The following is a 25,013-nucleotide window of genomic DNA, read 5'->3' on the forward strand; positions in this document are numbered from 1 at the left end:
CCGGTACCCGCCAGTGGGGGGGGCCGTAGGACCTGAACCCTTTGCTTGTACGAGCACGGTCTGACACTGCTAGAATGCGATGCATTCTCATTCATGTATCTCCTATACCGTGCAGTCCACTTCATCGGCAAACCGCCACCCTAACCAGGCCATCGATCAGCTCTACAGCCACCACCACGGTTGGCTGCAACGCTGGCTGCACAAACGCCTGGGCAATGCCGCCGATGCGGGGGACCTGGCCCAGGATACGTTCGTGCGGCTGCTCAGCAGTGCGCCTGGCGAGCCGCTGAACTTCACGACGCCGCGCGCCTATCTGGCGACCATCGCCAATCGCCTTTCCATCAATCTCTACCGCCGTCGCTCACTGGAGCAGGCCTACCTGGCCACCCTGGCGCAAACCCCGGAAGACCTGGCGCCGTCTGCGGAACATCAGGCGCTGGTGCTCGAGGCCCTCGACGAGATCGACCAGGTACTGGCCCTATTGCCTGCCAAAAGCCGGCAGGCGTTCCTGATGGCGCAGTTGGAGGGGTACACGCAGGAAGAGATCGCCAGCCGCCTCAATCTCAGTGTGCGTTCAGTACAACGCTATCTGGCGCGGGCTTTTGAAGAGTGCATCATGCTCGCCAGCCAGGACGCGTTGCATGAGTGATACGCCCATCGACCGGCGCATTGCCCGGGAAGCGGCGGGCTGGTTCGTGCGCTTGCAGAACAGCGGTGCCGGTGCCGCCGAGCATGCCGCCGGCGCGGAGTGGCGGGCGCGGCACGCTGATCACGAACGCGCCTGGCAACTGGCCGAGCGCTTCAGCGAACGCACCCAGCAGCTTGCCGGTGATGCCGGACGGACAGCGTTGGAACGCCCGCGCGGTCTGGATCGGCGCCAGACGCTCAAGACCCTGGCGTTGCTGATCGCCGCCGCCCCGCTCGGGTTCGCAGCACAGCAACGCCTGCCGTGGCGCGAGTGGCAGGCGGACGAGCGTACCGCCACCGGGGAACAACGCACGCTGCATCTGCCGGATGGCGAACAGATTCGCCTGAACACTGGCAGCGCCGTCGATATCGCCTACGACGAGAGCATTCGTCGTGTGCGCCTGATCAGCGGAGAGATGCTCGTCGAGGTGCCTCGCGAGCATGCCAGGCGGCCATTCATTGTCGATACCGCCGACGCGCAACTCACCTTGCTCGGCAGCCGCTTTGTGGTGCGTCAGTACCCGCACAGCACTTACCTCGCCGCTCTGGAGGGCGCTGTCCTGGTGCGTCCGCGACTGTCACGGGGTGATGACGGCCTGATGCGCCTGACGGCCGGCCGGCAGACCCATGTCACCCCCCTGGCTGCGGAGCCATCACTGGCATTGGCGCAGAATCGTCTGGACTGGATCAGCGGCGTGCTGCGCGTAGAAAAGATGCGCCTCGATGCCTTCATCCGCGAACTGGATCGCTATCGAACTGGCCTGCTGCGTTGCGATCCAGCGGTCGCCGGACTGCTGATCTCCGGCACCTTCCAGTTGCGTGATACCGACCAGATTCTTCATGCACTGAGCCAGACTCTGCCGGTGAGCGTCCACTACCGCACGCCCTACTGGGTCACTCTCACGGCCCGCGCGTAAAGTTAATAAGAATCATTGTCGTGTTTTCTTCAGGTCGCGTGTCCCTTCTGTAACCACATCAATTTTACAGGGCTGGGACGAACACATGGCGACGAAGCAGGGCATGCAACCATTGGCGCGGGCAGTACACGCTGCCGCACTGGGTCTGATCATTGCGGGCGGCAGCCTGGCCACCGCATCGCTGCAGGCCGTCGAGCAAGGCGCGCAGCATAAGCGTGCCTATCAGGTGCCAGCCGGCAACCTGAGCAGTTCGCTCGCCGAGTTCGCCAGCCAGGCGGATATCACCCTGCCCATCGAACCGGGCCTGGTGGAGGGGTTGCGCAGCCCTGGCCTGAATGCCGCCACCAGCGTGGAAGGCGGCTTGCAGCAACTGTTGCAGGGTACCGGCCTGCAAGCTTCACCGCAGGGTCGCGGGCTGTACCTGCTGACACCGCAGGACACCGGCACCAGTCTGGAACTGGGCGCTACCAGCATTACCGGACAGCACCTGGCGGCGACCACTGAGAATAGCGGTTCCTATACCACCGGGGTTATGCAGACTGCCACCAAGCTGCCCCTGACCTTGCGCGAAACACCGCAGACGGTCAGCGTGGTCACGCGCAAGCGTATGGACGACAAGGCCATGACCAGCATCAGCGATGTCGCTCAAAGTGCACCGGGGGTTTTTCTGAACAACTCCGGCGGGGCGGGGCGGCCGACATTCAGCGCTCGCGGTTTCGACATCGACAACATCATGTACGATGGTTTTCCCACCAGCTTCCTGACCTACCTGCCCAGTGGAGAGGCCAACCTGGCCATGTATGACCGGGTCGAAATCGTGCGCGGCGCCACCGGGCTGGCCCAGGGCGCCGGCAATCCTGCTGGCGCCATTAACCTGATACGCAAGCGCCCGACCCATCAATTCCAAGGCACGCTCACCGGCAGTGCCGGGAGTTGGGACGATTACGCCGGCACCCTGGATGTCGGCGGCCCGCTCAATGACAACGGTACCCTGCGTGCCCGTACCGTGATCTCGCGCGAGGATGCCAAAAGCTTCCGCGACTCGGTGGAAAGTGATGCGGATCTGTACTACGGCGTGGTCGACGCCGACCTGAGTGAAAGCACCACCCTGACATTCGGTGGCTACCGGCAGAAGAACTACACCAACTACATCTGGGGCGGGTTGCCGATGGCCCGTGGTGGCGGTCATCTCGGGCTGCCACGTGACACCTTCCTCGGTAATGACTGGGAGTATTCCGACAATCGCACTACCGGCTATTTCGCCACTCTTGAGCAAGGCTTGGCCAACGACTGGACATTACGCCTGGCAGCCATGCAATCGAAGACCGACACCGACGTGCTGGCCTCTTCGATATGGGAATACGATCGCCACTACCTATGGACCGAAGCCATGGAGCAGAAGGAAACCGGCTACGACCTGGCGCTGGGCGGCCCTTTCCAGTTGCTCGGTCAAGAACATGACCTGAGCCTGGGCGTAAGCAAGCGCAAGCTGGATTATCGTTCCGGTAAGGCCTGGAGCGATTTCATCGAAGCAGGCAGCAATCTTTTCGAGTGGGACCCACGGGGTCACGACAAGCCGGATTACGTCAGGGGGCCTGATGGCCTTCCCGAGACCACCACCCAGGACAGCTTCTATGCCAGTACCCGCCTGCGTTTGAGCGAGCCACTGTCGCTGATTCTCGGTGGCCGTCTGGACTGGTACGAATTCGATGACAGCGCAAACAGTCAAAGCAACTACAAGGTCACTCGTAACCTGACCCGCTATGCCGGCCTGGTCTACGATCTCAACGCCAATCACTCGGTCTATGTCAGCTACACCGATATCTTCAAACCGCAAAGCGAAAAAGGCATAGGCGGCAACGTGATTGAGCCCGTAGTGGGTGAGAACTACGAGGTGGGCATCAAGGGCGAGTACTTTGATGGCGCGCTGAATACCAACATGGCAGTGTTCCAGATCGACCAGAAGAATCGCGCCCAGGAGTTGCCTGATATCAAAGGTTGCGGTTCAGGCGCCGCCAGTGCCTGCTATGAGGCCGCTGGCCTGGTGCGCAGCAAGGGCATTGACCTGGAAATCCAGGGTGCCCTGACCGACAACTGGCAATTGGCTGGCGGTTACACCTACACCCAGACCCAATACGTCAACGACGCCAACGCAGCCAAAAAAGGCGAAGACTTCGACCGCAAGAAACCGCGTCAGCTGTTCAAGCTGGCCACGATCTACACCCTGCCCGATGAGCTGCAGCGCTGGCGCATTGGTGGTGATGTCTATCAGCAGAGCCGCATACGCACTTCGGGGGGGACCGGTGCCAGCGCATGGAAAAACCAGCAGGGCTCCTACACCGTGGTCGGTCTGGTGGGAGGCTACCAGGCCACCGAGCAACTGGATCTGCAGCTCAACGTCAACAACCTGTTCGACCGCACCTACTACAGCAGCGTGGCCAATGGTGGCTATAGCCCGTACGACATCTACGGCGACCCACGCAATGTGAAGCTGACCGCCCGCTATAGCTTCTAAGAAGCTGTTAGAACCCCCAGATCCATCAAGCAACACGTGCTGCCCAGCGGCATACTGCTGGGCCACACCCACCTCAAGGAACGAGCCAATGATCACCGCACCTGAGCAGTTGCCGTTTTTGCCCGGGGCCTTGCGCAACTGAATAACGCACGCGCAACTGCAGGTGTTCCCCGACGCGGGTCATGACTTGGCTTTACCCACTCACCTGCAGCGGCCGGGTTGATCGATAAGCACCTGGATTGCGCACAGCTCCATAAGCAACCGGCAAATTAAGAATCCTCTTAAAGAACTGTTCAGTGCGCAGCCCTAAGCTGTGCTCATTCGCCCGGTAAGGGTTTACAGGCTCAAGGTTGGAGCCAGGGAACGGGCGAATACCGTCAACTGAGCTGGAAGGTATTTCCATGAAGCGTCGAGTCGCCCCCGCTGCGTGTTTGCTTGCCTCGTTCCTAATGGTCAGCCTGGGTGGGTGCATGAGTGATAAAGAGGCGCTGGCTACCAGTAAAGAGTCGGCCCTCCTGACCGCGACTAAACGCGCGCAGTACGAAATCAATTGTGAAAACGTCACTTCGGCGGTGATCACCAGCAAGATCAGCTTTATTCCCTATTCCAGTCAACGCACGGAGTACACCATCGGTGTGCGCGGTTGCGGCAAACAAGTCATCTACATTACCCATTGCCTGGAGGCGGGCAGTTGCAGTGCGATCAGCGACAACGCCTCTATTTTGCAAGAGCAGGAGGGTTGAGCGGGGCGTTGCGTCGGCGTTGATCCAGCAGGTGGACCATCAGGCAGGCATAGAGGGTCACCAGGATAAACAGCCCCATGCGGATCGCGAATGCGGTGTAGACGTCCTTGCCGGCGGCGCTGTCTTGTACCGATTGACCGAGCAGGATGATCATGGTCACCAGGGTGTTTAGCCAGAAGCCCGGGCTTTGTGCGGTCGGGCGCAGGCGGTAGAGCTTGCGCGCCACCAGCAAGGTGAACAGCAGGGTCCACAGGAAAAACATCCAAAGGTGCACAAACAGGCTCAGTCCACACCAGAACAATATCGCCAGCAGGCCGCCGAGCAGGGTCGAGCCGATCAGTTCGCGCCCGGCGTGGCGGGTTCCGGTGGTGGAGCTCTGTTGCCCCAGGCTGACGGCCTTGAGGACGATCGGCAAGTAGCTGGCCGGGTCAAGCAGCACCAGGACAAAAGTCGGCAGCACGATCAACGTGGCGCGCAGCGCGACCCGGGTAATCTCTGCTGGGCTGAGGGCCGGGGCCGGCGGGGGGGAGGGCGCGTTACCAGGGTCGGGAAACAGCCAGTGGCTCACGCCTACCGACAGCATCGCGAGGAACAGGCCCTTGCCCAGCGCCTCGATCACCGTCACCGCCAGGCCGAAGTCGGCGACGCCGGCAGCGGAGATCAGGGTCAGGCCGATAATCAGAAAGGTCACCACCAGGCCATTGGCGCCACGCAAACCCATGCGAAACACCACAAACAGCGCCAACGCGATCAGCAGTACGCCGCTGGCCGGGTAGTAGCGCAGCATGGGGATCAGCAACAGGCCGATACCGGTGGTGAACAGGGCGACCAGGATCAGGCCCAGGCCGGCCTTGAACGACAGCGGTTGGTTGAGTGACACCAGCAGCATCAGCGCCAGCACCGGTGCCATGAAGGGAATCGGCAGCGCCAGGCCGAAGCTGACCGTCAGGCACAGCGCCGTGCCGCAGGCCAGGCGCAGCGCGCGCTGGGCCTGGGGCGAGCGCTCAGTAGGCATAGGACAGCCAGCTCATCAACCGAAGGAACAAGCGGCCAAGGGGATTGAGGGGGTTGCCGGCGGTGGGGAACGCCATGACTTCCGCCTGGCCACCGGCGCGTATTCCACGGCCGTCGCGCAGGCTGGCCAGGGACTCGGCGGAAAACTCGATGATCACCGGGAAACGTTGCGCCGGGCGTAGCCAGTCGCGGCTGTTCTGCACAGTAGGCAGGGCGCCGGGGGAGGTCGGTTGGCCGACGCTGACGCCGTAGCCGACGCTGCGCACGTGGCCGCTGAAAACCTCGCCGGGCAGGGCGTCGAGGACGATGGATACCTCGGTGTCGGTCTTGACCAGGCCGAGGTTGTTCTCGGTCATGTCGGCACTGATCCACACATCGTGGATGGCAATCAGGGTCATGACCGGGGTACCGGTAGCCGCAAACTGCCCGGTGTCGGTACGCAAGTCGGTGATCAGGCCCGCCGAGCGCGCATGCACCTGGGTATTGGCCAGGTCCAGTTCGGCTTTCGACAGCGCGGTGGCGGCGCTGCGCAACAAGGCGTTGTCCTGTTCGCTGCCGCCTTCCTGCTCACGAGCGCGTTGGACTTCGGCGCGGGCGGCCGCTACCTGGCTGACCGCCTGGGCGTGGTTGGCGCGCGAGACTTCCAGCAAGCGCACGGAAATGGTCCCGCGGTCTTCCCGGTACAAGCCTTCCAGGCGCTGGTTGTCCTGACGGGTCTTGAGTTCGTTGGCCTGGGCCGCGCGCAGGTTGGCTTGCGCTGCGGCAATCCCGGCGGTGCTGGCGCCGATCTGCCGGCGGGTCGACTCAAGGTCGGCACGGGCCCGGTCGACGGCGATCTGGTAGGGCTGCGGATCGACTTCGAACAGCACGTCCCCGGCCTTGACGTCCTGGTTGTTGCGCACATTGACCTTGATCACCCGACCCGCTACCTCGGACGCCACCGGGATGACAAAGGCGCCCACGCGCGCCTGCTGGGTGTAGGGCGTGAAGCGGTCCGCCAGCAGGTACCAGGCCAGGCTCAGGACGATGAGCAGCACAACCCACTTGAGGCTTTTGTTCACCGGTTCGGCGGCAGGTTCGGGGGCCTTGGCGGCGGGCGGCGGGACGTCACTCATCGTTGATCACCTTGGGGAGCGGGAGCCGGGACTGGGGCGGGTGGCGGGCTGGCGGGTTCCTGCAGCAGGTCGCCCCAGTCGGTGCGTTGTTCCATTTGCTGGCGCGTAGCTGCATCGATTTTCGCCTGGGCGCTGTACCAGCCACCTCCCAGGGCCCGGTACAGGGCAATCAGGTTGCTGACGGCGGTGCTGCGGCTGAGCAGGTAATTGTCCTGTTGCGCCAGCAGCGCGCTCTGCGCATCGAGGACCCGCTGGAAGTCCGAGTAGCCCTCGCGGTATTGGGCGTTGGCCAGCACCAGCGAACGTTCGGCGGCAAATGCCGCCTCGCGCAGGATGCGCTCGCGCTCCAGGGCCTTGGTCAATCCGGTGGCGGCATCGTCGGCTTCGCGCGCCGCCTGGCGGACCTTGTCGCGGTAGGCTTCGATCAGTTGCTGCAAGCGAGCATCCTGCACCCGCACGTTGTTGTGGATCTGCCCGTAATCGAAGATGTTCCAGCGCAAGCTGGGGCCGCCGACCAGGTCCAGGTTATTGGAGGTGCCGCCCAGAGAATTGGCTGACCAGACGATACTGCCCAGCAGGCTCAGGGACGGATACAGGTCGGATTCGGCCACGCCGATCAGTGCCGACTGCGCCGCGACATTCAGCTCCGCGGCCCGCACGTCGGGGCGGCGCAGCAGCAGTTCGGCGGGCACGTCCTGCAGCACGGCGCGGTCCACCAGCGGTATCAGGCCAGTATTCAGGCTCAGTTGCGGCAGCGCCCCCGGCGGTTGCCCGATCAACACGGCCAGGGCGTTGCGGGTGCGTGCCGCCTGATCTTCCAGGCTGGGAATGTTGCTCAGGGTTCCCAGGTACTGGGTCTTGGCTTGTTGCACGTCAAGCTCGGCGGTCTGGCCGCTGTTGAAGAGCTTTTCGGTGATCTCGAAACTGCGCTTCTGCTGGGTGCTGTTTTCCCGTGCCACGCGTAGCCGTGCTTCGGTGGTGCGCAGGGCGAAGTAGGTATCGGCGACCTGGGCACGCAGCAGCACCAGGACATCTTCGTAGTTGGCCTGGGCGGCGAAGTAGCTGGCATCCGAGGACTCGATGGCGCGACTGAAACGGCCCCAGAAGTCCAACTCCCAGCCGACATCGAAGCCAGCACTGTACTGCCAGAAGTTACTGCTCTGCGGGTTTTTGCCGCCGGCCTGGCTACGGTTCACGTAGAGGCTATCGGCGCTGGCCTGCTGCACTTGCGGATAAAGCCCGGCTTGCGCGATGCCCAGTTGCGCGCGGGCCTCCATGACCCGCAAGCCGGCGATCTGCAGGCTTGAGTTGTGGGCATCGGAAGCGGCAATCAAGCGGTCGAGCAGCGGGTCGTTGAACACCCGCCACCACTGGCGCAGGTCCGGATTGTCGCCGCGTTGGCTGGCCTGTTCGAGGGCGGCGCTGTTCCACTGCCGCGTCCAGGGCTGCGCCGGACTCTGGAAGTCGGGGCCCAGGCGCACGCAGCCGCCGAGACCGAGCAGCGCAACCAGCAACAGGTGCCCTGGATGGCAGGATCTGAGCATGCAGTGCACCCGCCCGTGTCAGGACTGCCCCAGTTTGTCGGGTCGGGAAGCGGGTGGCTGGTCCTGTACCCATTGCCAGAACAACTGGTAGGCCACGGCCAGGACCACCGGGCCAATGAACAGGCCGATGATGCCGTTGGTGACCATGCCGCCCAGGGCGCCGATCAGCACCACTGGCATCGGCACGTCGACGCCGCGCCCCAGTAGCAGGGGCTTGAGCACGTTATCCACCAGGCCGGCGATGAACACATAGATAGAGAAGATGATGGTGGCGGTCGTCGCCCCTTGGTTGGCCAGCACGAAGATGATCACCGGCAACGTGATCAGCGTGGCCGGCAGTTGCATGATGCCCAGCAGTAGCACCGCCAGGGCCAGCAGGCCGGCAGCAGGTACGCCCATCAGGACGAACCCGGCACCCACCAGCAGCATTTGAATGAAGGCAATGCCGATCACGCCCAGGGCTACCGCGCGAATGGTCGCGGTGCACAGCTCGGTGATGGACGGGCCACGGTCCGGGCCGCAGACCCGCGAAACAATATGCACCGCGCTGCGGCTGCCGCTTTCACCGTAGGCCATGAAGATTCCCGCGATGATCAGGGCAAAGATGAAGATCAGGAAACCCGCACCGGCGCCGGCCAACTTGCTCAGCAGGGCGAGGCTGAAGTGCTTGATCTCGGGGATGTACTTTTGCACCAGCACCGGCAGGTCGGTGACGGCTTGCATCCACAGGCTATGGAGTTTTTCGCCCACCAGTGGCCAGGTGGCTACCGAATCAGGCGGAACCGGGATATGCACGGTGTCGGCCCGGACAATGGTCATGGCGCTTTCCACCGAGCTGACGATCGAGGTGCCCAACAGATAGACCGGCACCAACAGGATCGCCACGGCGATCAGCACCATCACGGTCGCGGTGTGCCCGCCACTGGTGCCCAGCTTGCGGCTGAGTTTGCCGTGCAACGGGTACAGGGTGATCGCCAGAATCACCGACCACAGCATCAAGTCCAGGAACGGGCTGAAAATGCGGAAGCAGAACATCAGGAGGACCGCGAGCAGTCCCGCACGGATCAGCACATCAAGCATATCCCGGGAGAAGGATTTCTCGGTCACAGGGGTGGGTAGCATGGAGAGCCTCCGGGGGCGGACAGCAACGGCATGAGAAGGGTAAATCCAGCATAGACGCTCAATTGGAAATGATAGGGGTGTCGAATCGATGATTTTCATCCACCAGCACACCGCCGGAGCAGCCGGGGGGGCGGCAGTGGAGCCCTGGCGCGCAGCTAATACCAATCAATAATGCTCATTAATCTGCTTGGACAGCCTGGCGGTGTCGGTGTGGGCACCGCCAGGACGGGTCGCCGTGCCTCAAGGCTGCTGGAGCAGATGCTGCGCGAGGGCGGCGAAGGCCGGCAGGGTCACCGGGTCATTGGCGGCATTGCCCGCCACCGGGTGCGAGGCGAAACGGGCGATGACCATCTGCGCCTGCGGATCGATGTACAGGCTTTGCCCGTGAACGCCGCGGGCCATGAAGGCGCCGTTCGGGTTGTGGCTGACCCACCACATGTTGCGGTAGCTCCAGCCCTGCAGCAGGCCATAACCGGCCTTGGCGAAGGCGGCCTTGTCGCCACCGCCACGGATCTCGTCGACGACCGCCTTGGGCACGATCTGCTCGCCGTTGGCTTGCCCGTCATTGCGCAACATTTCCGCGACCCGGGCCATGTCCCGCAACCCGGCGTTGAAACCGCCACCGGCAAAGGGCGTGCCGATGCTGTCCACGCTGAAATAGGCGTCCTGTTCCATGCCCAGGCGACTCCAGATGCGTTGCGAGAGGAGTTGGGCGACGTTTTGCCCGGTGGCCCGGGCGATCACCCAGCCCAGTACGTCGGTGTTGACAGTTTTGTAGGCAAAGGCCTCGCCGTGACGGCCCTGGGCTTGCACGCTTTGCAAAAACTCATAGTAGCTGCGTGGCCCACGGTAATCCTTGGGCTTGGGCAGGGGGTTGCCGGCATTGGCATGGGCCCAGATTTGTGCGTCGGGGTTGGCGTAGTCTTCGCTGTACTCAAGGCCAGTGGTCATGTCCAGCACCTGGCGCAGCGTCGCATCGCCAAAGGCCGAGCTCGCCAGTTCCGGCACGTAGTGGTCGACGCGCTGTGCCGGGTCGAGCTTGCCTTCGGCGACCAGGGTTGCCCCCAGGATGCCGACCAGGGATTTGCTCACCGACATGGCAGCGTGCTGGCCTTGGGGCGTCAGTACGCCAAAGTAGCGTTCATACACCACCTTGCCGCGATGCAGCACGACAATCCCGTCGGTGTAGGTGGCGGCCAGCGATTGCGACCAGGTAAGAGACTGGTTGTCCGTGGTGTTGAATGACAGGGCGTCGATGGCGTTGTCGGGTGCCTGTGCCAGCACCGATGGCGCTGCCAGGCCGCGCGAGACGTTCAGTGTCGGCATCAACTGGCGGAAGTTGGAGAAGCTCCAGCGCAGCGCCGGGAATTGGTAGTAGCTGCCATCGGCGAACCGAATGATGCGCGCAGGTGGCGGTGGCGAACCGACCATCCAGCCGAGCTTTATCGGGTCGCTGGCAGCGGCATCGGGGTAATCAATGGCGCAGGCGGACGCGCTGGTCAGGGCGCTGAACACGCCGGCGAACAGCGAAAGAGCGGTCAAGCGCGCAGCTGGCTTCATTATTTGGATCTTCCATGAACAGGGGGCGGGTAGCTGGAGATTTTGCCTGAGTGGCCAGGGTGCCGGATTGTCGGCAGTACATCCAGCCTAAAGTTTTTCACATTTGTTGGTTTTCCCTAGGTTACAAACTGTGACTAAAATGCGCGCCAATGGTCAGGTGCTGGCGTTGTGCTTCAGCCCCTGCCATAGATACCCGATGTTGCGTTAAGCCAGGTTCCGTGGCGCGCAGCGTGTATTTTTTCTGACCTGTGATTAATTTTCGTGAAGCTGATCATTGTTTCCCTCTACCTGCTCTCCATCGCTTACGTACACCTGCGCGGTCGCGTCCGGCACAAGCTGGGTCGCCAGTTAAGCGATCATTCGAGCTTCCTGGCGCCGATCAACTGCTTCCTCTACCTGTTTTCCAAACTGCCGAACCGACCGTACCTGGACCCCCGTGACTTCCCCGACCTGAGCCCGTTGCAGGCTCACTGGCAGGAAATTCGCGCAGAAGGCCAGAACCTGCTGCGGGCGGGGGAGATCAAGCGCTCGGACCAGTACAACGACGTGGGTTTCAACTCGTTCTTCAAGACCGGCTGGAAGCGTTTCTACCTGAAGTGGTACGGCGAAAGCCATCCTTCGGCGACCAAGCTGTGCCCGCGCACCACCGAGCTGGTCCAGAGCATCGGCTCGATCAAGGCAGCCATGTTTGCCGAGTTGCCACCGGGTTCAAAACTGGTGCGCCACCGTGACCCCTACGCCGGCTCCTATCGTTATCACCTGGGCCTGGACACTCCCAATGACCCCGGTTGCTACATCGAGGTCGACGGCGAGCGCTATCACTGGCGCGATGGCGAGGCGGTGATGTTTGACGAGACCTATATCCACTACGCCGAAAACACCACCCAGGAGAATCGCATCATCCTGTTCTGCGACGTCGAGCGGCCGTTGAAGTACCGCTGGGCAGCTGCGTTCAATGCCTGGTTCAGTCGCACCGTGATGTCCGCCGCCGGCGCGCCCAACGATGCCGGCGATAAAACCGGCGGGATCAACCGCGCGTTCGCCAGGCTGTACAAGATCCGTCTGCGCGGCAAGGAACTGAAGAAGCGCAATCGCAAGCTCTACTACCTGGAAAAGTGGGCGATCTTCGGCGGCCTGCTGGCCGTGATCCTCTGGATCTAGGGTTTTTTCGCCCCCAGGCGTTGCCACATCCTTGCGCTCAGGCGCTGGCGATGAGTGAGGTCGGCCCAAGGGTCGGCCTTGAGTGCGCGTAAGCGCTCGCCAAGGTTGGCCACCGTCCATTGCTGTGCGCTGCGTAACCCCGGCAGTTCATCGCGGCGCACCGGCACCGACACCGGCAGGCCCTCCCGGGCCCGCACCGAGTAGGGCGCGACTGTGCTGGCCCCGCGCGCATTGCGCAGGTAGTCGATGAAGATTTTGCCGATGCGATTCTGCGGTCCCATTTTGGCGCTGAAACGCTCCGGCAGTTCGCTCGCCATGAACTGGGCGATGGCTTTGGCGAAGGCCTTGACCCGGTCCCAGGTTTCCGTGCGGGCCAGCGGCACGATCAGGTGCATGCCCTGGCCGCCACTGGTTTTCAGGTACGCCTCCAGGCCCAGTTCATCGAGCACCGACAGGGTCAGTTGGGTGGCCTCCAGCATGCTTTTCCAGGGCAGCGCCGGGTCGGGGTCGAGGTCGAGCACGAACTGCTCCGGCGTCTCGATGTGATCGGCGGTGGCCCCCCAGGTATGCAGCTCGATCGCGCCCATCTGCACTGCGCCCACCAGGGCCTCGACACTGTCGATGGCCATCAGCCGTGCATGTCCAGGGTCCAGTCCGGGAGCCAGGTGGCGGATGTTGGGAATCGCCAATCGCTCTGCGTGTTTCTGGAAGAACTGCTCGCCGCCTACACCTTCCGGCGCCCTCAGTAACGACACCGGGCGCTGCCGTAGATGAGGCAGGATCCAGTCGCCGATACCTGCGTAGAACTGCGCCAATTGCAGCTTTTGCGTGCCGCTGGCCGTATCGATCACCCGTTCGGGATGGCTGACCCGAACGCCGGCCAACATCTCGTTTTTCTTGCTCTTTTCTGGCACCGGGGCGCTGACGGGCTGGGTTTGTTCGCGGCTGATCTGGCTGGCCGGTTTGTCGCTGCGCAAGGCGATAAAGGCGCCCTGGCGGATCAGGCCGGCGCGGGTCCACTCGGCGAACTGGACTTCGCACACCAGCTGCGGTTTGATCCAGTGCACGCCACGAGCCTGGGCGCTGCTCAGCGCATTGGCCAAGGGTGAGGTGTCGCGGGCCAGGCCCGACATCCGTTGGTGCAGGTGGCCCAGGGTCTGCTGGTCGAAACCGCTCCCCACGCGGCCGGCGTAGACCAGGTCGCCAGCGTCATGCACCGCGAGCAACAAGGCACCAAAACCACTGCGCGAGCCTTGCGGTTGGGTGTAGCCGACGATGACGAATTCCTGGCGTCGCCGGCATTTGAGCTTGATCCAGTCAGCGCTGCGCCGGCTTTGATAAGGGCTGCCGAGCCGCTTGCCGATCAGTCCTTCGAGGGACAGGGCACAGGCGCTGGCGAGGATGTCCTGTTGCTTGGCGACAAACGCCTCGGAAAAACGCAGCAGATGTCCGCGGTGGCGCGCCAGGGCCTTTTTCAAGGCGGCGCGACGCTGTTCGAGGGGCATCTGGCGTTGATCGATACCCTGTAGAAACGGTGCATCGAACAGGAAATAGACCATCTCCAGGGTCCGCCCGAGTTCAAAAGCGTTTTGCAGCGCCTGAAAGTCCGGTAGACCCTGGTCGTCGAGCACCACCATCTCGCCATCCAGCCAACTGCCGTCGAGCTTGAGTGCGGCCAGTGCCTTGGCCTGGCGGGGCAGGCGAGCGGTCCAGTCGTGGCCGTTGCGGGTGATCAGGCGCACCTCGCCGTCGGCGATCCGCGCCAGGATGCGGTAGCCGTCGAATTTGATTTCATACTGCCAATCGCCGCTTGGGGCCTGATCCACCAGGGTCGCCAGTTGCGGGGTGAGGTGGGTGGGCAGCGCCTGGATGGCTGGGGCGGATTTGCCGGCTTTTATCGGGTTTTTTCTCGACGGTTTTTTACCCGCGATGTGTGCCTCGCTCAGCACGCTGTCGGGCTGTTGCGTGAGCACGTCATAGTCGGCACTGGCGCGGGCCTGGGCATCGCGCTCCTTGATCAGCAACCATTGTTCCTTGTCACTGCTGCCGCGCAGGCGGGTTTTCACCAGGGTCCAGTCGCCCGCGAGCTTCTCGCCGATCAGGGTGAACTTGAGTTTGCCGGCTTGGTACGCCGCTTCCGGATCATCGTGGGGCTGCCACACGCCGTGGTCCCAGACGATCACCTCGCCAGCACCGTACTGCCCGGGGGGAATGGTGCCCTCGAAGCTGGCGTAATCCAGAGGATGGTCCTCGACATGCACCGCCAGGCGTTTCTGGCTCGGGTCCAGGCTTGGGCCCTTGGGCACTGCCCAGCTTTTCAGGGTGCCGGCCAGTTCCAGGCGAAAGTCGTAGTGAAGGTTGCGCGCGGCATGTTTCTGGATCACGAAGCGCAAGGCTGCAACGGCTTTTTTACCGGGCTTGCGCGCGGACGCTTCTGGCGGCTCGGAAGTCATCGCGAAGTTGCGTTTACGCGTGTATTCACTGACGGCCTTGGTCATTAGCACGATCCCTGGCGATCAATCGCCGGCAGCCTTACGCGGTTTTTTTGCTGGGGTGGCTTTGCGCGCGGTTTTTTTTGCGGGCGTGGCGGCAGACTTGCCACCCAGGCTGCGTTTGAGCAGCTCAGTCAAGTCGATGACGTCGGCGGATTTGCGCGGTTCGGCACCTGGCACGCTTTCGACGTCCTCGATCTTGCCGGCCCGGGCCTTTTTCTCCACCAGGGCCATGATTTTGTCCTCAAAGCTGTCGCGGTAGTCGGCCGGTTGCCAATCGCCGCTCATGTCTTCGACCAGGCGCTTGGCCATGTCCCGTTCGCCCTTGGCCAGGGTCGGGGCGGTGACGTCGCTGCCCAGGGCCAGTTCGTCCAGGCTGCGGACCTCGGCAGGCCAGCGCAGCATCACCAGCACTAGGGCCGAATCCAGCGGCATCAAGGCGGCCAGGTGCTGGCGGGTATGCAGCACCACGTGGGTCAGGGCGACCTTGCGGGTGTTGGCCAGGGTCTCGCGCAGCAGGGCGTAGACCTTGCCACCGCGTTTGTCGGGGGCCAGGAAGTAGGGCGTGTCAATGTTCTGCAGGGGAATCTGCTCGGCATCGACGAAGGAAAAGATGTCGATGGTCTGGGTCGAGGTGGGGTGAGCGGAACGGATTTCTTCCTCGCTGAGCACCACATAACGACCTTTTTCGTAGAGCACGCCTTTGACGATGTGCTCCTTGGTCACCTCCTTGCCGGTGACCTTGTTGACCCGCTTGTAGCCGACTGGGTCCATGCTGCGGTTGTCCAGCCAGTCGAAATCCACCCCATGGGAGGCCGTGGCCGAGACCAGGGACACCGGGATGTGGACCAGCCCGAAACTGATTGCGCCTTTCCAGATTGCCCGTGCCATTGCCGTTGCCTCGCGCTGTGATGATCAGGTGACCTGCGCTGGTTGGCGAAAGTTTCCGGCGGGTGCCCGGTGGAGCGCGGTAGCAGGCAGCCCTGCAACATCTTGTCTGGGAGTATTTCCTTCACAGCGGCGAACCCTGGGCGTAGCGTGGTATCGAAGACCTTATCGGCATGACAGTGGAGGAGCTCCATCATGAGCAGGTACGTGTTGGCTGTAACGCTGCTGGCGTCGACCTTGCTGGGGTCGATGGCGCAGGCGCAGGACGATCCGGACCGGATTGCCGCACTCGCAGGGCCAGGCCTGGTGGTTGCGCAGAATCTGCCGGGCGCCAGCAACAACAATCCCTACAACAACCCGATTCGCCGGGCCAACCCCAACAGCATGCAGGGCACCCGACCGGCAGCGCCGGTAATTCGCGCGCCCAACACCGTGCCACTGCCACGCCCACCGACCCTGGATAACGGCGGCATTGGCAACGGTTATCCGCGCCCTAATGCCACCCCCGGAACAGTCAGGCCCTATGTCTCACCCGCCCCCCCTCCCAGAGACCCGGACACCAGCAACCGCTGAGGGGCCAGGGGGTAATGATCAGCAATAAAGGAAGTGTGCATGTCAGGTAAAACTCTTTTGGCGACCCTGTTGGGCAGCGCCCTGATGATCGCGCTGCCGGTGTCGGCGGCGTCCAGCCAACAGTTGCCGAGCGAGCTGGGCAGCCTGACGGTGACCCAGCTCACCGAAGGTCTGGAACACCCCTGGGCCCTGGCGTTTCTTCCCGACCAGCAAGGTATGCTGGTGACCGAACGGCCGGGCAACCTGCGTATCGTCGACCTCGAGGGCAAGCGCTCGGCGCCATTGAGCGGGGTGCCCAGTGTCTGGTCCAAGGGCCAGGGCGGCCTGCTTGACGTGGCGCTGTCACCGCAGTTCAAGAGTGACCGCCTGGTGTACCTGTCCTACGCTGAAGGCGGTGGTGCAGGGGATAAGGCCGGCACGGCGGTCGGTCGTGGCCGCTTGTCCAGGGACCTCAGGGCACTGGAGGATTTCCAGGTGATCTTCCGCCAGGAGCCCAAGCTGTCCACCAGCAACCATTTCGGCTCGCGCCTGGTGTTTGACCGTGACGGCTATCTATTCATCACCCTGGGCGAGAACAACGTGCGCGAAACGGCGCAGGACCTCGATAAGCTGCAAGGCAAAGTGGTGAGGATCTATCCGGACGGCCAGGTCCCCAAGGACAATCCCTTTGTCGGCCAAGCCGGGGTACGCCCGCAAATCTGGTCCTACGGCCAGCGCAATCCGCAAGGTGCAGCCCTCAACCCCTGGAGCGGTGAGCTATGGGAGAACGAGCACGGACCCAAGGGCGGCGATGAGCTGAACATCATCTCGCGCGGTAAAAACTACGGTTGGCCCTATGCGACCCACGGTATCAACTACTCCGGTCTGCCAATCCCCGAAGCTCGCGGCCAGACCGCCGAAGGGACAGTCGGTCCGCATCACGTCTGGCAGCAGTCACCGGGCATCAGCGGCATGGCGTTCTACGACAGCGACCGGTTCAAGGCTTGGCAGCACAGTGTATTCATCGGCGCGCTGGCGACCCAGGAACTGATTCGCCTGCAGCTCGATGGTGACAAGGTGGTGCATGAGGAGCGTTTATTGGGTGAGCTCAAGGCGCGGATCCGCGATGTACGCCAGGGGCCGGATGGCTACCTCTATGTGCTGACGGACGACCGGAACGGTGCGCTCTACAAGATCGGCCTGCAAACCGGGGATTGACTTGCTGGCGCCCCGAGGCTAATTTCCGGGCATGACTTTCACCGTATCGCGCCGCCAGCCAAGCATTATTATTACCGCCATTGCGAATTTGGCGGGCTAGCTGACGGCTGCACCCAACCCGCCCTTGAGGCGGGTTTTGTTTTTCTGTCTCCAGGGCCTGACGTACTCCAGGAGACATCAATGGACACTCCCACCGCCGGCCAGCCGCTACTGGCGCACTATGTGAAGAAGATCCTCGCCGCACCGGTCTATCAACTGGCGGTGCGTACGCCGCTGCAGGCAGCGCCCGCGTTGTCCCAGCGGCTGGACAACCAGATCCTGCTCAAGCGCGAAGACCTGCAGCCGACCTTCTCCTTCAAGATTCGCGGCGCCTACAACAAGCTGGCCCACCTGAGTGAGGCACAGAAAGCCCGCGGCGTGATCACCGCGTCCGCCGGCAACCACGCCCAGGGTGTGGCGTTGGCCGCACGGGAGTTGGGGATCGACGCCTGTATCGTCATGCCCGAGTCGACGCCGGAGTTGAAGGTGATCGGCGTGCGCAGCCGTGGTGCGCAAGCGCTGTTGCACGGTGCCAGTTTCCCGTTTGCCCTGGAGCATGCCTTGCAACTGGCGCGCGAAAGCGCTCGCACCTTCGTCTCGCCGTTCGACGACCCGGATGTGATTGCCGGGCAGGGCACAGTGGCCATGGAAATCCTGCGCCAGCATCCGGGGCGCCTGGATGCGATCTTCGTTCCGGTCGGTGGGGGCGGGCTGATCGCGGGCATCGCCGCCTACGTCAAATACCTGCGGCCGACTATCCGTATCATCGGCGTCGAGTCCGAGCATTCGGCCTGTCTGCAGGCGGCGATGGCGGCGGGGGAACCGGTGATGTTGCCGAGCGTGGGGAGTTTCGCCGATGGGGTCGCCGTGGCACAGATCGGCGCCCACGGTTTTGCCATATGCCGCGATTATGTGGATCAGGTGCTGACCGTCAGTAACGATGAGTTATGCGCAGCAATCAAGGATATCTACGACGATAGCCGCTCGATCACCGAGCCTTCTGGAGCCTTGGCCGTGGCGGGAATCAAGCAGTATGTGGCACGCAACGCGATCCAGGGGCAGACGTTGGTGGCCATCGACTCAGGTGCCAACATCAACTTCGACAGCTTGCGCCATGTCGCCGAGCGCGCCGCCTTGTGGGGCGCGTCGGCTTGAGCGTGGGCCGGCAGGGTTATTGCTGGACGGCTTTCTCGACCTTGTCGGACGCCGACCAGATGCGGTAGCGCACTTCGATGTCCTTGGGTACGTAGAGCACGATGGGCAGCTTGCTGTTGTAACGCAGCATGAAGCCATCTCCGACCACGGGCACGAAGGCTTCCGTGCGCTTGCCATCAGGGCACGCCATCAGGGTGCTCATGGGGCCGATGACTTTGTCCATCCGGTAGAACGGATAGCCCCAGCCTTCGAGGTTCTTTTCTTCGAGAATGCCGCCCAGGCGTGGGTTGTTGCAATCCACGGTCAGGGTCTTGCCGGCGAGGATCTCGACCTGGTAGTTGTTTTCAGCGGTCAGCGGGGCGAGGTTAATGACCTGCCGGGTAAAACCCTTGTCCGCCTTCGGAAAGGGCGCGACGTCTTCAAGTTTTGTGGCCAAGGCCTGGGTCGACAGACCGGCCAGCAGCACGGTCATGGCGCTTAAGTGAGAAGAGCGCATGATGCCTCCTTGCATAGGGTGGATTCGGTGAACGGGAGCATTCTTACCGTGCCGCTCGCCTAATGCAAACCGCAATGGTGGAGCTGGCAAATTGCAGGACGATTTACCGCCAATCTTGCGTTTTGCATGAGCCCAAATGTTGATGCTTGACCTAAGCTGCTGATTGGCCTACGAACTGCTGCGAGCGGTTTTAGGCATGTTTCATGCTCCATTCTTGTGAAAGGAATATGAAGAGCATCATGTAAAAATAAATCTCGGGCTGCGTCCTGGCAGAAACCGGGAACCATCGCAAAGGAAAGATCCGGCCCGGCCGGCAGAGGTTGACCAAACAAACATCATTCGGTCGATAAAAAGGAGAGCCTGCTTATGTTTCTGTCTGCCCTGGAACTGCGCAATATCATTGAAAGCAGTTTTTTGCCAAAACGCTGCCAATGCACGCTGTCACCGGACTTGTCGATGACCATCAAGATCTTCGGCGATCACCAGACCGATCAGATCGACCTCGTGGTCACCGGGATCGACGCCAGCACCCTCAATGGTTGCCGCGAAATCAACGAGCTGATTGCCGAGCTGCGCCATGACCTGGCATACAAACCTGGCACTCATGCGATCGAGCCGAAACTGCGGGCATTCTAAGCCCACGCTCGAAAAGTTCGACCCCAGATGCCCCGGGCCTGGTCTTGCAGCCAGGCCCGGGGCATTTCAGCCCTTGGTTCAGTTCTGATAGCTACAGGCGTCCGAGAGCTTCTGATAGCTGATGTTCTCCTGTTTGTCCTGGTTGTCGATGAACGTCATCTGCGCAGTGACCACTTTGCATTCCTGGGTGCTGGGTTCGGTCATCGAGATCACGTGTTTCACGTGCAGCTCCATGCCGTAGTGATAGGGCACGGGTAGCGCGGTGTTGGTGTTGTCGGCCAGCGCCAGGCCGGAGGCCCCGGTGCAGGCGAGGGAAGTGGCAAGCAGGAGGATTCGCAGGTTCATGGATAGTCTCCACAGCGGGCTTGAAGTCGGCGCGGCATTTCGGATGCCGGCCCTGCCGCGTGGGGCGTCAGAGAGCTCTGCGCGAACGCGGTCCAGTCACTGTTGGACCACAGGATTAACCGGAGGTTAAGTCGATTTGCGCTGATTTTTCGCCGGCGGATTTCCGACTAAAGTCGCCTGCCGAGCAAACAAGCCTTATGCCATCATTGGCGATCACCCGTTATTACTTCCCCCTGCATTCCCGAGCCTTGTCCGGCATGGGGTGCGCGTTATTTGTGTTGCTTGATTGACCCGTCGCACAGATGCACTGCTGGAGCTTTTTTCATGCGTCCCCCGTATTCCCTCATCACACCGCGCCCGGCTCTGGGCCTCGGCGTCCTGGCCCTGTGCGCAGGTTTTAGCACTGGCGCTCAGGCCAGTGGTTTCATCGACGACAGTCGCGCCAGCGTCGAGTCGCGTACGGTGTATTTCAACCGCGATTTTCGCGATGGCCACAGCAGCAACCCGCAAGGTGCTTCCAAGCGCGAAGAGTCCGCCCAGGGTTTTATCCTCAACCTGCAGTCGGGTTACACCGAAGGCACCGTGGGTTTTGGCCTGGATGCGCTGGGCATGCTCGGGCTCAAGCTCGACTCCAGTGCCGACAGCAGCAACAGCGGCCTACTGCCGTCCTCCGGCAGCAACCCGCGTGGCTCGGAAGACCAATACGCCAAGCTCGGCCTGACGGCCAAGATGCGCATCTCGCGCAGTGTATTGAAGTACGGCTCCTTGTTGCCGGATCTGCCGCTGCTCAAATACAACGACGGGCGCCTGCTGCCGACCCAGTTCAATGGCGCCTTGCTGACGTCCAGGGAACTCAAGGACCTGACCTTCACCGCCGCCCGCCTGGACCAGTACACCGCCCGGGATTCCACCGACCAGCAAGACATCCGCGTGCACTGCAAGAACAAGCGCTACGCGTGCAATATCAGCGCCGATCACTTTGACCTGTATGGCCTGGACTATAAATTCAACGAGCGCTTGAGTGCGCAGTACCAGTACGCGGAGCTCGATGAGATCTACCGTCAGCACTTCGTTGGCTTGCTCGGTAACCAACCCATGGGCCCAGGGCTGCTCAAGGCTGACCTGCGGTTGCTCAGCAGCGCCGACACCGGCGCCGCGCGCGCCGGCAACATCGATAACCGCGCCTTGAGCGGGATGCTCGGCTATGCCATCAGCGGCCACACCTTCAGTGCCGGCTGGCAGCGGATGATCGGCGACACCTCGATGCCCTACCTGGATGGCAGCAACCCTTATCTGGTCAACTACGTCCAGGTCAACGACTTCGCCGCGGCCCAGGAGCGCTCTTGGCAAGTGCGCTACGACTATGACTTCAAGGCCGTGGGCATCAATGGCTTGAGCTTCCTGACCCGTTACGTCAGCGGTGACCAGATCAAGGTGGCGGGCAGCGAGCAAGAGGGCAAGGAATGGGAGCGCGACAGCGAGCTCAAGTACGTGATCCAGGGCGGCACGTTCAAGGACCTGAGCCTGCGCCTGCGCAGCGCGACCTACCGTACCAACTACGAGGCGGTCGCCAGGGATGTAGATGAAACGCGGCTGATCCTCAGCTACAACTTTTCAGTGTTATAGGACCATCGGCAACACCGCCCCTGTTGGAGCGGGTACCCGCTTGCGGCTTGCTCGCGATGGACGTCAACGATAACGCGCAGATCCAGGATGAACGCAGCGTTCTTGAGACCATCGCGGGCAAGCCGCAAGATCCGACCAAGGTCAACGACTACTTTTTACGTGCCTTGTACATGTTGGCTTCCCGGCAGTACTCGACCAGCAAGGTTTCGTCGATAAAGTCGACATTGATAATGCTGCACTTGAGCAGCCATTCGCCGGTTGGACTGGGGCTGAACCATTCATTCAGTTCATCGGTGATCTTATTGACCCTTACGAAAGCGTTGTTAGCCCCGTATAACGGGTCAATAAGGGAAATGCCCGACGCATCGAACAAGATATAACTGGTTGCTGACAGCGACCACGGCAGCGAACCGTCTGGCGGATTGTCGAGTGTGCGGGCGATGTGTTGTTTCAGCTCACTGGGAGAAGTCAGGTCCTTGCCGCTCCAGCAGTGCAGGATCTTCGGCCAGAATACCCGTGCGTCGAATTCGGGGTGCCCCGAAGCGGCAATCACCACCCGTTGTGTACGGCTGATGGCTTTGAGTTCAGCCAATGTCAGATGGCGATTCTCGAAAGGAATCAGGCGCTCGCCCAGGCGACGGTTGATCGCATCGTTGAACTCCTTGAAGGCAAAACCGTTACCTTGGCTGCCCTCGGTTTGATGCACGTCGAGCAGGATGAATTCATCGGGGTTTTTATCGAGGAAAAAGTCCAGGGCCTTGACCAGGTCGCTGAGCGGGCTGCCGGTTGCGGGGCCGTGAAAGGTCTCGAACTGATAAATATCTGTTTTTCTGGAGTTGGAGAAAACCCTCAGGTCCAGTGCCCGTGCACCGCTATTGAGCTGTTGGATATAAGGGCCGTTCTGGCACATGGTGTGGGAGGCTAGCACGCTGTTGATTGTGTTGTGGTTGGCGGTATATAAATCCATTCCCGAGTTGTGAGCTCCTGGCCAAACCAGTTGGTTAAGGGTCAAGCCGTCCATGCTCGGGGTCTTGCTCATCCATTCATGCCGGAATGAGATTTTTGCGGTGTGGGTGATGTTCATATCTACACTTCCTTGAGTAGTCATGATTCCGTCCTGTCGCACCAGGCTATTTAAGGACGGCTGATGAAGTTGCACTGTGGGTCAACAAGGTTTCCACTCTTCATCTATGCACGCCGGACCGTTTGGTGGCTGTCATGAGTAATTTGCCAATGAACGAGATGCGAAGAGGGAAGTTCCTAAACTAGGCTCAAGTTGCAGTGCTCGGTAGTTGCAGATTTCGCTAAGGGCCGTGGGAATTGGAGGAGGTCGTGCAGGAATAAGGCAGCATGCCGAAACAACCTGCAGCCCGGCACTGCCCCTTGGCCAGATTACCGCTTACGCGTTGTTGCGGTTCTTTTCTTCAATCCACTGCGACATGTACTGGGTGCTCTTGTGTTGGTGATGACGCAACATGCCGCCAATAAAGTTGGCCTGGCGTAATTCAAGTAGATGTTCGCGGCAATGTTCCAGGCGTGCAATTAGCGCCGGGCCATGCACGCTTTGCCGGTAACGGGCGTGCAGCAGCTTTACGCCGGCATCCTGGGCCTGGTTCCAGAGCTGTTCATCCTGGTACAGGCGCACGGCGGCTGCGGCAATGGCCGAGGCGCTTTCGCCAATCGCGCCGGCCCAGGGCATGTCCCCGGCCATGCCTTCGGCGCCGATGCGAGTGGTGACGTTGGGCGTGCCGCAGAGCATCGCGTCGACAATCTTGCCCTTGATCCCGGCCCCGAAACGCAAGGGTGCCAGGCAGATACGCGCGGCCGTCATCACCTGCAACGCATCCTCTGCCCAGTTCATGATGTGAAACCCCTGCGCCGGGTTGTGCAAGGCGCTCGCCTTGGGCGGCGTGTAGGCACCATAGATGTGCAGTTGCGCGCCAGGCAGTTGTTGGCGGATCAGCGGCCAGACGGCATTTTTCATCCAGAGCACCGCGTCCCAGTTCGGCGCGTGGCGGAAATTGCCGATGCTAAGAAAATGCGCACGGTCGGCGTACGGAGCCAGCGCCTGTGCCGTGGGTTCGAGCATCAGTGGACACCAATGCAGGGCACTGGGTGGCAGGCTGAAGTGCTCGACCAGCAAGCGGATCTCCACCTCGGAGATCATCAGGTTGAGGTCGCAGCGAAACAGTGCGGCAATTTCCCGCCGAGCCAGATCGGTGTCGGCCATCGCGGTGAACTCCTGGGCCAGCGTCTGGCCGAACAGCGCGGTGCCGTCATCGTGGTCGTCGCTGGCCTTGAGATGGTCCTTGAGCCGCTGGTGGCGAGCATGGCGCAGGCTTTGCAAATCTGAAGTCTCCAGGACCCGCAAAGCGCTAGGGCAGTGTTTTTCCACGCGCCAGCCAAACTGTTCTTCCATCATGAACTGGTCGAACAGCACGATATCCGGGGCCAGTTCACTGACGAAAGCATCAAAGCTGCTGCTGTTGAGCTCGATGCTGCACTCTGCGATACCCATGGCCGTCAGGTCGGCCTTGTGCTCGCCGGGGCCTGCCGGGCTGCTGAAGGTAATGTCCCAGCCCTGTTCCAGGAACGTCTCGAGGATCTGCATCACGTGCCCACTGGCGGCGGATGAGCGGGGTTCGGGCCAGACGTAACCAATAACCAGGACTTTGGTTGCGCGGGACTGACTCATGAGCGGTATTTCCTTGAAGCGGCAGGGGGAGGGCGCGAGCGGCGTTATTAAACCACAGGGCGGTCAGCCAGCAGGCCCTTGACCTTGTCGCGCAACTGATCGATGGAGAAGGGCTTGCCGATCACGTGCATCCCGGCAGGCACTTCCAGGCTTTCGGCATAACCGCTGGCAAACAGGATCGGCAGGCTCGGGCGCAGCGCGCGCGCGCGTGCAGCCAGCTCCCGGCCATCCATCTCCGGCAGGCCCACGTCGGTCATCAGCAGGTCAATGAGCGTATCGTGGTTTTTCAGCAGGGCCAGGGCCGCGGTGCCGTCGTCCGCCTCCAGCACCTTGAACTCCAGTTCTTCGAGCACATCAACGATCAGCATGCGCACGATGGCGTCGTCTTCGACTACGAGGATGGTGGCAGTGGTGCTGGACATAGTGACTGTTCTCGAAAAGGGCGTGGGGTGACCGGTGTCGCAAATTGGCCGGCTTTTTCATCAGTAATCAG

Annotated in this window: 21 protein-coding genes and 1 pseudogene; 10 read left to right on the top strand and 12 right to left on the bottom strand. The window is 61.9% G+C overall.

From position 1 onward, the window contains the following. The first annotated feature begins 79 nt into the window (after window positions 1-79). From QMK50_RS26300 to QMK50_RS26315, 4 genes are all read left to right on the top strand, one after another. Window positions 80-649: a sigma-70 family RNA polymerase sigma factor gene (locus tag QMK50_RS26300; protein WP_162530202.1), complete on the top strand. Its 570-nt coding sequence runs from the start codon at window positions 80-82 to the stop codon at window positions 647-649. Then, window positions 642-1,604, top strand: coding sequence for a FecR domain-containing protein (locus QMK50_RS26305; RefSeq protein WP_159995620.1), 963 nt, complete (start codon window positions 642-644; stop codon window positions 1,602-1,604). The genes QMK50_RS26300 and QMK50_RS26305 overlap by 8 nt, the downstream gene beginning before the upstream one ends. 85 nt (window positions 1,605-1,689) lie before the next feature. Then, a complete protein-coding gene (locus QMK50_RS26310) occupies window positions 1,690-4,119 on the top strand; it encodes a TonB-dependent siderophore receptor (protein WP_320334410.1) in 2,430 nt (809 codons plus the stop codon). Between the two features lie 470 nt (window positions 4,120-4,589). After that, entirely contained in the window at window positions 4,590-4,862 is a 273-nt protein-coding gene (locus tag QMK50_RS26315) for a hypothetical protein (protein ID WP_143501186.1), read from the top strand. On the opposite strand, the gene QMK50_RS26320 is transcribed toward QMK50_RS26315, so the two are convergent. The 5 genes from QMK50_RS26320 to QMK50_RS26340 all read right to left on the bottom strand — a co-directional run bounded on the left by QMK50_RS26320 (window position 4,837) and on the right by QMK50_RS26340 (window position 11,217). After that, complete coding sequence (locus QMK50_RS26320; protein WP_095168347.1) at window positions 4,837-5,877, bottom strand: DUF2955 domain-containing protein; 1,041 nt, start codon at window positions 5,875-5,877, stop codon at window positions 4,837-4,839. The two genes, QMK50_RS26315 and QMK50_RS26320, sit on opposite strands and share 26 nt — an antisense overlap. Then, a complete protein-coding gene (locus QMK50_RS26325; RefSeq protein WP_320334411.1) occupies window positions 5,867-6,991 on the bottom strand; it encodes an HlyD family secretion protein in 1,125 nt (374 codons plus the stop codon). Before QMK50_RS26325 ends, QMK50_RS26320 begins: the two co-directional genes overlap by 11 nt. After that, window positions 6,988-8,535: an efflux transporter outer membrane subunit gene (locus QMK50_RS26330; RefSeq protein ID WP_320334412.1), complete on the bottom strand. Its 1,548-nt coding sequence runs from the start codon at window positions 8,533-8,535 to the stop codon at window positions 6,988-6,990. Before QMK50_RS26330 ends, QMK50_RS26325 begins: the two co-directional genes overlap by 4 nt. Window positions 8,536-8,553: 18 nt before the next feature. Beyond that, window positions 8,554-9,657: an AI-2E family transporter gene (locus QMK50_RS26335; protein ID WP_320334413.1), complete on the bottom strand. Its 1,104-nt coding sequence runs from the start codon at window positions 9,655-9,657 to the stop codon at window positions 8,554-8,556. A gap of 240 nt (window positions 9,658-9,897) precedes the next feature. Further along, window positions 9,898-11,217 (bottom strand): serine hydrolase, encoded by a 1,320-nt coding sequence (locus QMK50_RS26340; protein WP_320334414.1) that lies wholly within the window; start codon window positions 11,215-11,217, stop codon window positions 9,898-9,900. A gap of 261 nt (window positions 11,218-11,478) precedes the next feature. Between QMK50_RS26340 and lpxO the strand changes: the two genes are divergently transcribed. Further along, complete coding sequence (gene lpxO, locus QMK50_RS26345; RefSeq protein WP_095168337.1) at window positions 11,479-12,378, top strand: lipid A hydroxylase LpxO; 900 nt, start codon at window positions 11,479-11,481, stop codon at window positions 12,376-12,378. Here lpxO and ligD read toward each other — a convergent pair. Both ligD and QMK50_RS26355 read right to left on the bottom strand, forming a co-directional pair. Then, the gene (gene ligD, locus QMK50_RS26350) at window positions 12,375-14,876 is read right to left on the bottom strand and encodes a DNA ligase D (RefSeq protein ID WP_320334415.1); all 2,502 of its coding nucleotides are present in this window, start codon (window positions 14,874-14,876) and stop codon (window positions 12,375-12,377) included. The two genes, lpxO and ligD, sit on opposite strands and share 4 nt — an antisense overlap. Before the next feature lie 18 nt (window positions 14,877-14,894). After that, window positions 14,895-15,761: a Ku protein gene (locus tag QMK50_RS26355; RefSeq protein WP_095168333.1), complete on the bottom strand. Its 867-nt coding sequence runs from the start codon at window positions 15,759-15,761 to the stop codon at window positions 14,895-14,897. 192 nt (window positions 15,762-15,953) lie between these two features. Between QMK50_RS26355 and QMK50_RS26360 the strand changes: the two genes are divergently transcribed. The 3 genes and pseudogenes from QMK50_RS26360 to ilvA form a co-directional block, all read left to right on the top strand. After that, window positions 15,954-16,331: a hypothetical protein gene (locus QMK50_RS26360; RefSeq protein ID WP_413787310.1), complete on the top strand. Its 378-nt coding sequence runs from the start codon at window positions 15,954-15,956 to the stop codon at window positions 16,329-16,331. 39 nt (window positions 16,332-16,370) lie between these two features. Further along, entirely contained in the window at window positions 16,371-17,528 is a 1,158-nt protein-coding gene (locus QMK50_RS26365) for a PQQ-dependent sugar dehydrogenase (protein ID WP_095168329.1), read from the top strand. A 180-nt stretch (window positions 17,529-17,708) separates the two neighbouring features. Further along, window positions 17,709-18,704, top strand: a pseudogene (ilvA, locus tag QMK50_RS26370) (threonine ammonia-lyase, biosynthetic); the annotation flags it as partial. Between the two features lie 34 nt (window positions 18,705-18,738). On the opposite strand, the gene eco reads toward ilvA, so the two are convergent. Next, window positions 18,739-19,218, bottom strand: a complete 480-nt coding sequence (gene eco, locus QMK50_RS26375) for a serine protease inhibitor ecotin (protein ID WP_320334416.1) — start codon at window positions 19,216-19,218, stop codon at window positions 18,739-18,741. Between the two features lie 366 nt (window positions 19,219-19,584). Here eco and QMK50_RS26380 point away from each other — a divergent pair, with 366 nt between their 5' ends. After that, window positions 19,585-19,854 (top strand): DUF1652 domain-containing protein, encoded by a 270-nt coding sequence (locus tag QMK50_RS26380; RefSeq protein ID WP_159995637.1) that lies wholly within the window; start codon window positions 19,585-19,587, stop codon window positions 19,852-19,854. Window positions 19,855-19,932: 78 nt separating this feature from the next. Here the strand turns inward: QMK50_RS26380 and QMK50_RS26385 are convergent, their stop codons facing one another. Next, complete coding sequence (locus QMK50_RS26385; RefSeq protein WP_159995639.1) at window positions 19,933-20,199, bottom strand: DUF2790 domain-containing protein; 267 nt, start codon at window positions 20,197-20,199, stop codon at window positions 19,933-19,935. Between the two features lie 324 nt (window positions 20,200-20,523). Between QMK50_RS26385 and QMK50_RS26390 the strand changes: the two genes are divergently transcribed. Continuing rightward, complete coding sequence (locus tag QMK50_RS26390; RefSeq protein WP_320334417.1) at window positions 20,524-21,825, top strand: OprD family porin; 1,302 nt, start codon at window positions 20,524-20,526, stop codon at window positions 21,823-21,825. A gap of 148 nt (window positions 21,826-21,973) precedes the next feature. Here the strand turns inward: QMK50_RS26390 and QMK50_RS26395 are convergent, their stop codons facing one another. The 3 genes from QMK50_RS26395 to QMK50_RS26405 all read right to left on the bottom strand — a co-directional run bounded on the left by QMK50_RS26395 (window position 21,974) and on the right by QMK50_RS26405 (window position 24,942). Next, window positions 21,974-22,909 carry a phospholipase gene (locus QMK50_RS26395; protein ID WP_320334418.1) on the bottom strand — a complete coding sequence of 312 codons (936 nt, stop codon included), beginning with the start codon at window positions 22,907-22,909 and terminating at the stop codon, window positions 21,974-21,976. Window positions 22,910-23,224: 315 nt separating this feature from the next. Further along, entirely contained in the window at window positions 23,225-24,520 is a 1,296-nt protein-coding gene (locus QMK50_RS26400) for a glycosyltransferase (RefSeq protein ID WP_320334419.1), read from the bottom strand. Between the two features lie 47 nt (window positions 24,521-24,567). After that, window positions 24,568-24,942, bottom strand: coding sequence for a response regulator (locus QMK50_RS26405; RefSeq protein WP_320334420.1), 375 nt, complete (start codon window positions 24,940-24,942; stop codon window positions 24,568-24,570). Window positions 24,943-25,013 lie beyond the last annotated feature (71 nt).

The sequence above is a fragment of the Pseudomonas sp. P5_152 genome (assembly GCF_033989915.1).
Lineage (GTDB): Bacteria > Pseudomonadota > Gammaproteobacteria > Pseudomonadales > Pseudomonadaceae > Aquipseudomonas.

Excerpts from the sequence above, each read along its gene's own strand:
- QMK50_RS26300 (WP_162530202.1), top strand. The coding sequence starts at position 80 with ATGCATTCTCATTCATGTATCTCCTATACCGTGCAGTCCACTTCATCG.
- QMK50_RS26305 (WP_159995620.1), top strand. The coding sequence starts at position 642 with ATGAGTGATACGCCCATCGACCGGCGCATTGCCCGGGAAGCGGCGGGC.
- QMK50_RS26310 (WP_320334410.1), top strand. The coding sequence starts at position 1,690 with ATGGCGACGAAGCAGGGCATGCAACCATTGGCGCGGGCAGTACACGCT.
- QMK50_RS26315 (WP_143501186.1), top strand. The coding sequence starts at position 4,590 with ATGAGTGATAAAGAGGCGCTGGCTACCAGTAAAGAGTCGGCCCTCCTG.
- QMK50_RS26320 (WP_095168347.1), bottom strand. The coding sequence starts at position 5,877 with ATGCCTACTGAGCGCTCGCCCCAGGCCCAGCGCGCGCTGCGCCTGGCC.
- QMK50_RS26325 (WP_320334411.1), bottom strand. The coding sequence starts at position 6,991 with ATGAGTGACGTCCCGCCGCCCGCCGCCAAGGCCCCCGAACCTGCCGCC.
- QMK50_RS26330 (WP_320334412.1), bottom strand. The coding sequence starts at position 8,535 with ATGCTCAGATCCTGCCATCCAGGGCACCTGTTGCTGGTTGCGCTGCTC.
- QMK50_RS26335 (WP_320334413.1), bottom strand. The coding sequence starts at position 9,657 with ATGCTACCCACCCCTGTGACCGAGAAATCCTTCTCCCGGGATATGCTT.
- QMK50_RS26340 (WP_320334414.1), bottom strand. The coding sequence starts at position 11,217 with ATGAAGCCAGCTGCGCGCTTGACCGCTCTTTCGCTGTTCGCCGGCGTG.
- ligD (WP_320334415.1), bottom strand. The coding sequence starts at position 14,876 with ATGACCAAGGCCGTCAGTGAATACACGCGTAAACGCAACTTCGCGATG.
- QMK50_RS26355 (WP_095168333.1), bottom strand. The coding sequence starts at position 15,761 with ATGGCACGGGCAATCTGGAAAGGCGCAATCAGTTTCGGGCTGGTCCAC.
- QMK50_RS26360 (WP_413787310.1), top strand. The coding sequence starts at position 15,954 with ATGAGCAGGTACGTGTTGGCTGTAACGCTGCTGGCGTCGACCTTGCTG.
- QMK50_RS26365 (WP_095168329.1), top strand. The coding sequence starts at position 16,371 with ATGTCAGGTAAAACTCTTTTGGCGACCCTGTTGGGCAGCGCCCTGATG.
- eco (WP_320334416.1), bottom strand. The coding sequence starts at position 19,218 with ATGCGCTCTTCTCACTTAAGCGCCATGACCGTGCTGCTGGCCGGTCTG.
- QMK50_RS26380 (WP_159995637.1), top strand. The coding sequence starts at position 19,585 with ATGTTTCTGTCTGCCCTGGAACTGCGCAATATCATTGAAAGCAGTTTT.
- QMK50_RS26385 (WP_159995639.1), bottom strand. The coding sequence starts at position 20,199 with ATGAACCTGCGAATCCTCCTGCTTGCCACTTCCCTCGCCTGCACCGGG.
- QMK50_RS26390 (WP_320334417.1), top strand. The coding sequence starts at position 20,524 with ATGCGTCCCCCGTATTCCCTCATCACACCGCGCCCGGCTCTGGGCCTC.
- QMK50_RS26395 (WP_320334418.1), bottom strand. The coding sequence starts at position 22,909 with ATGAACATCACCCACACCGCAAAAATCTCATTCCGGCATGAATGGATG.
- QMK50_RS26400 (WP_320334419.1), bottom strand. The coding sequence starts at position 24,520 with ATGAGTCAGTCCCGCGCAACCAAAGTCCTGGTTATTGGTTACGTCTGG.
- QMK50_RS26405 (WP_320334420.1), bottom strand. The coding sequence starts at position 24,942 with ATGTCCAGCACCACTGCCACCATCCTCGTAGTCGAAGACGACGCCATC.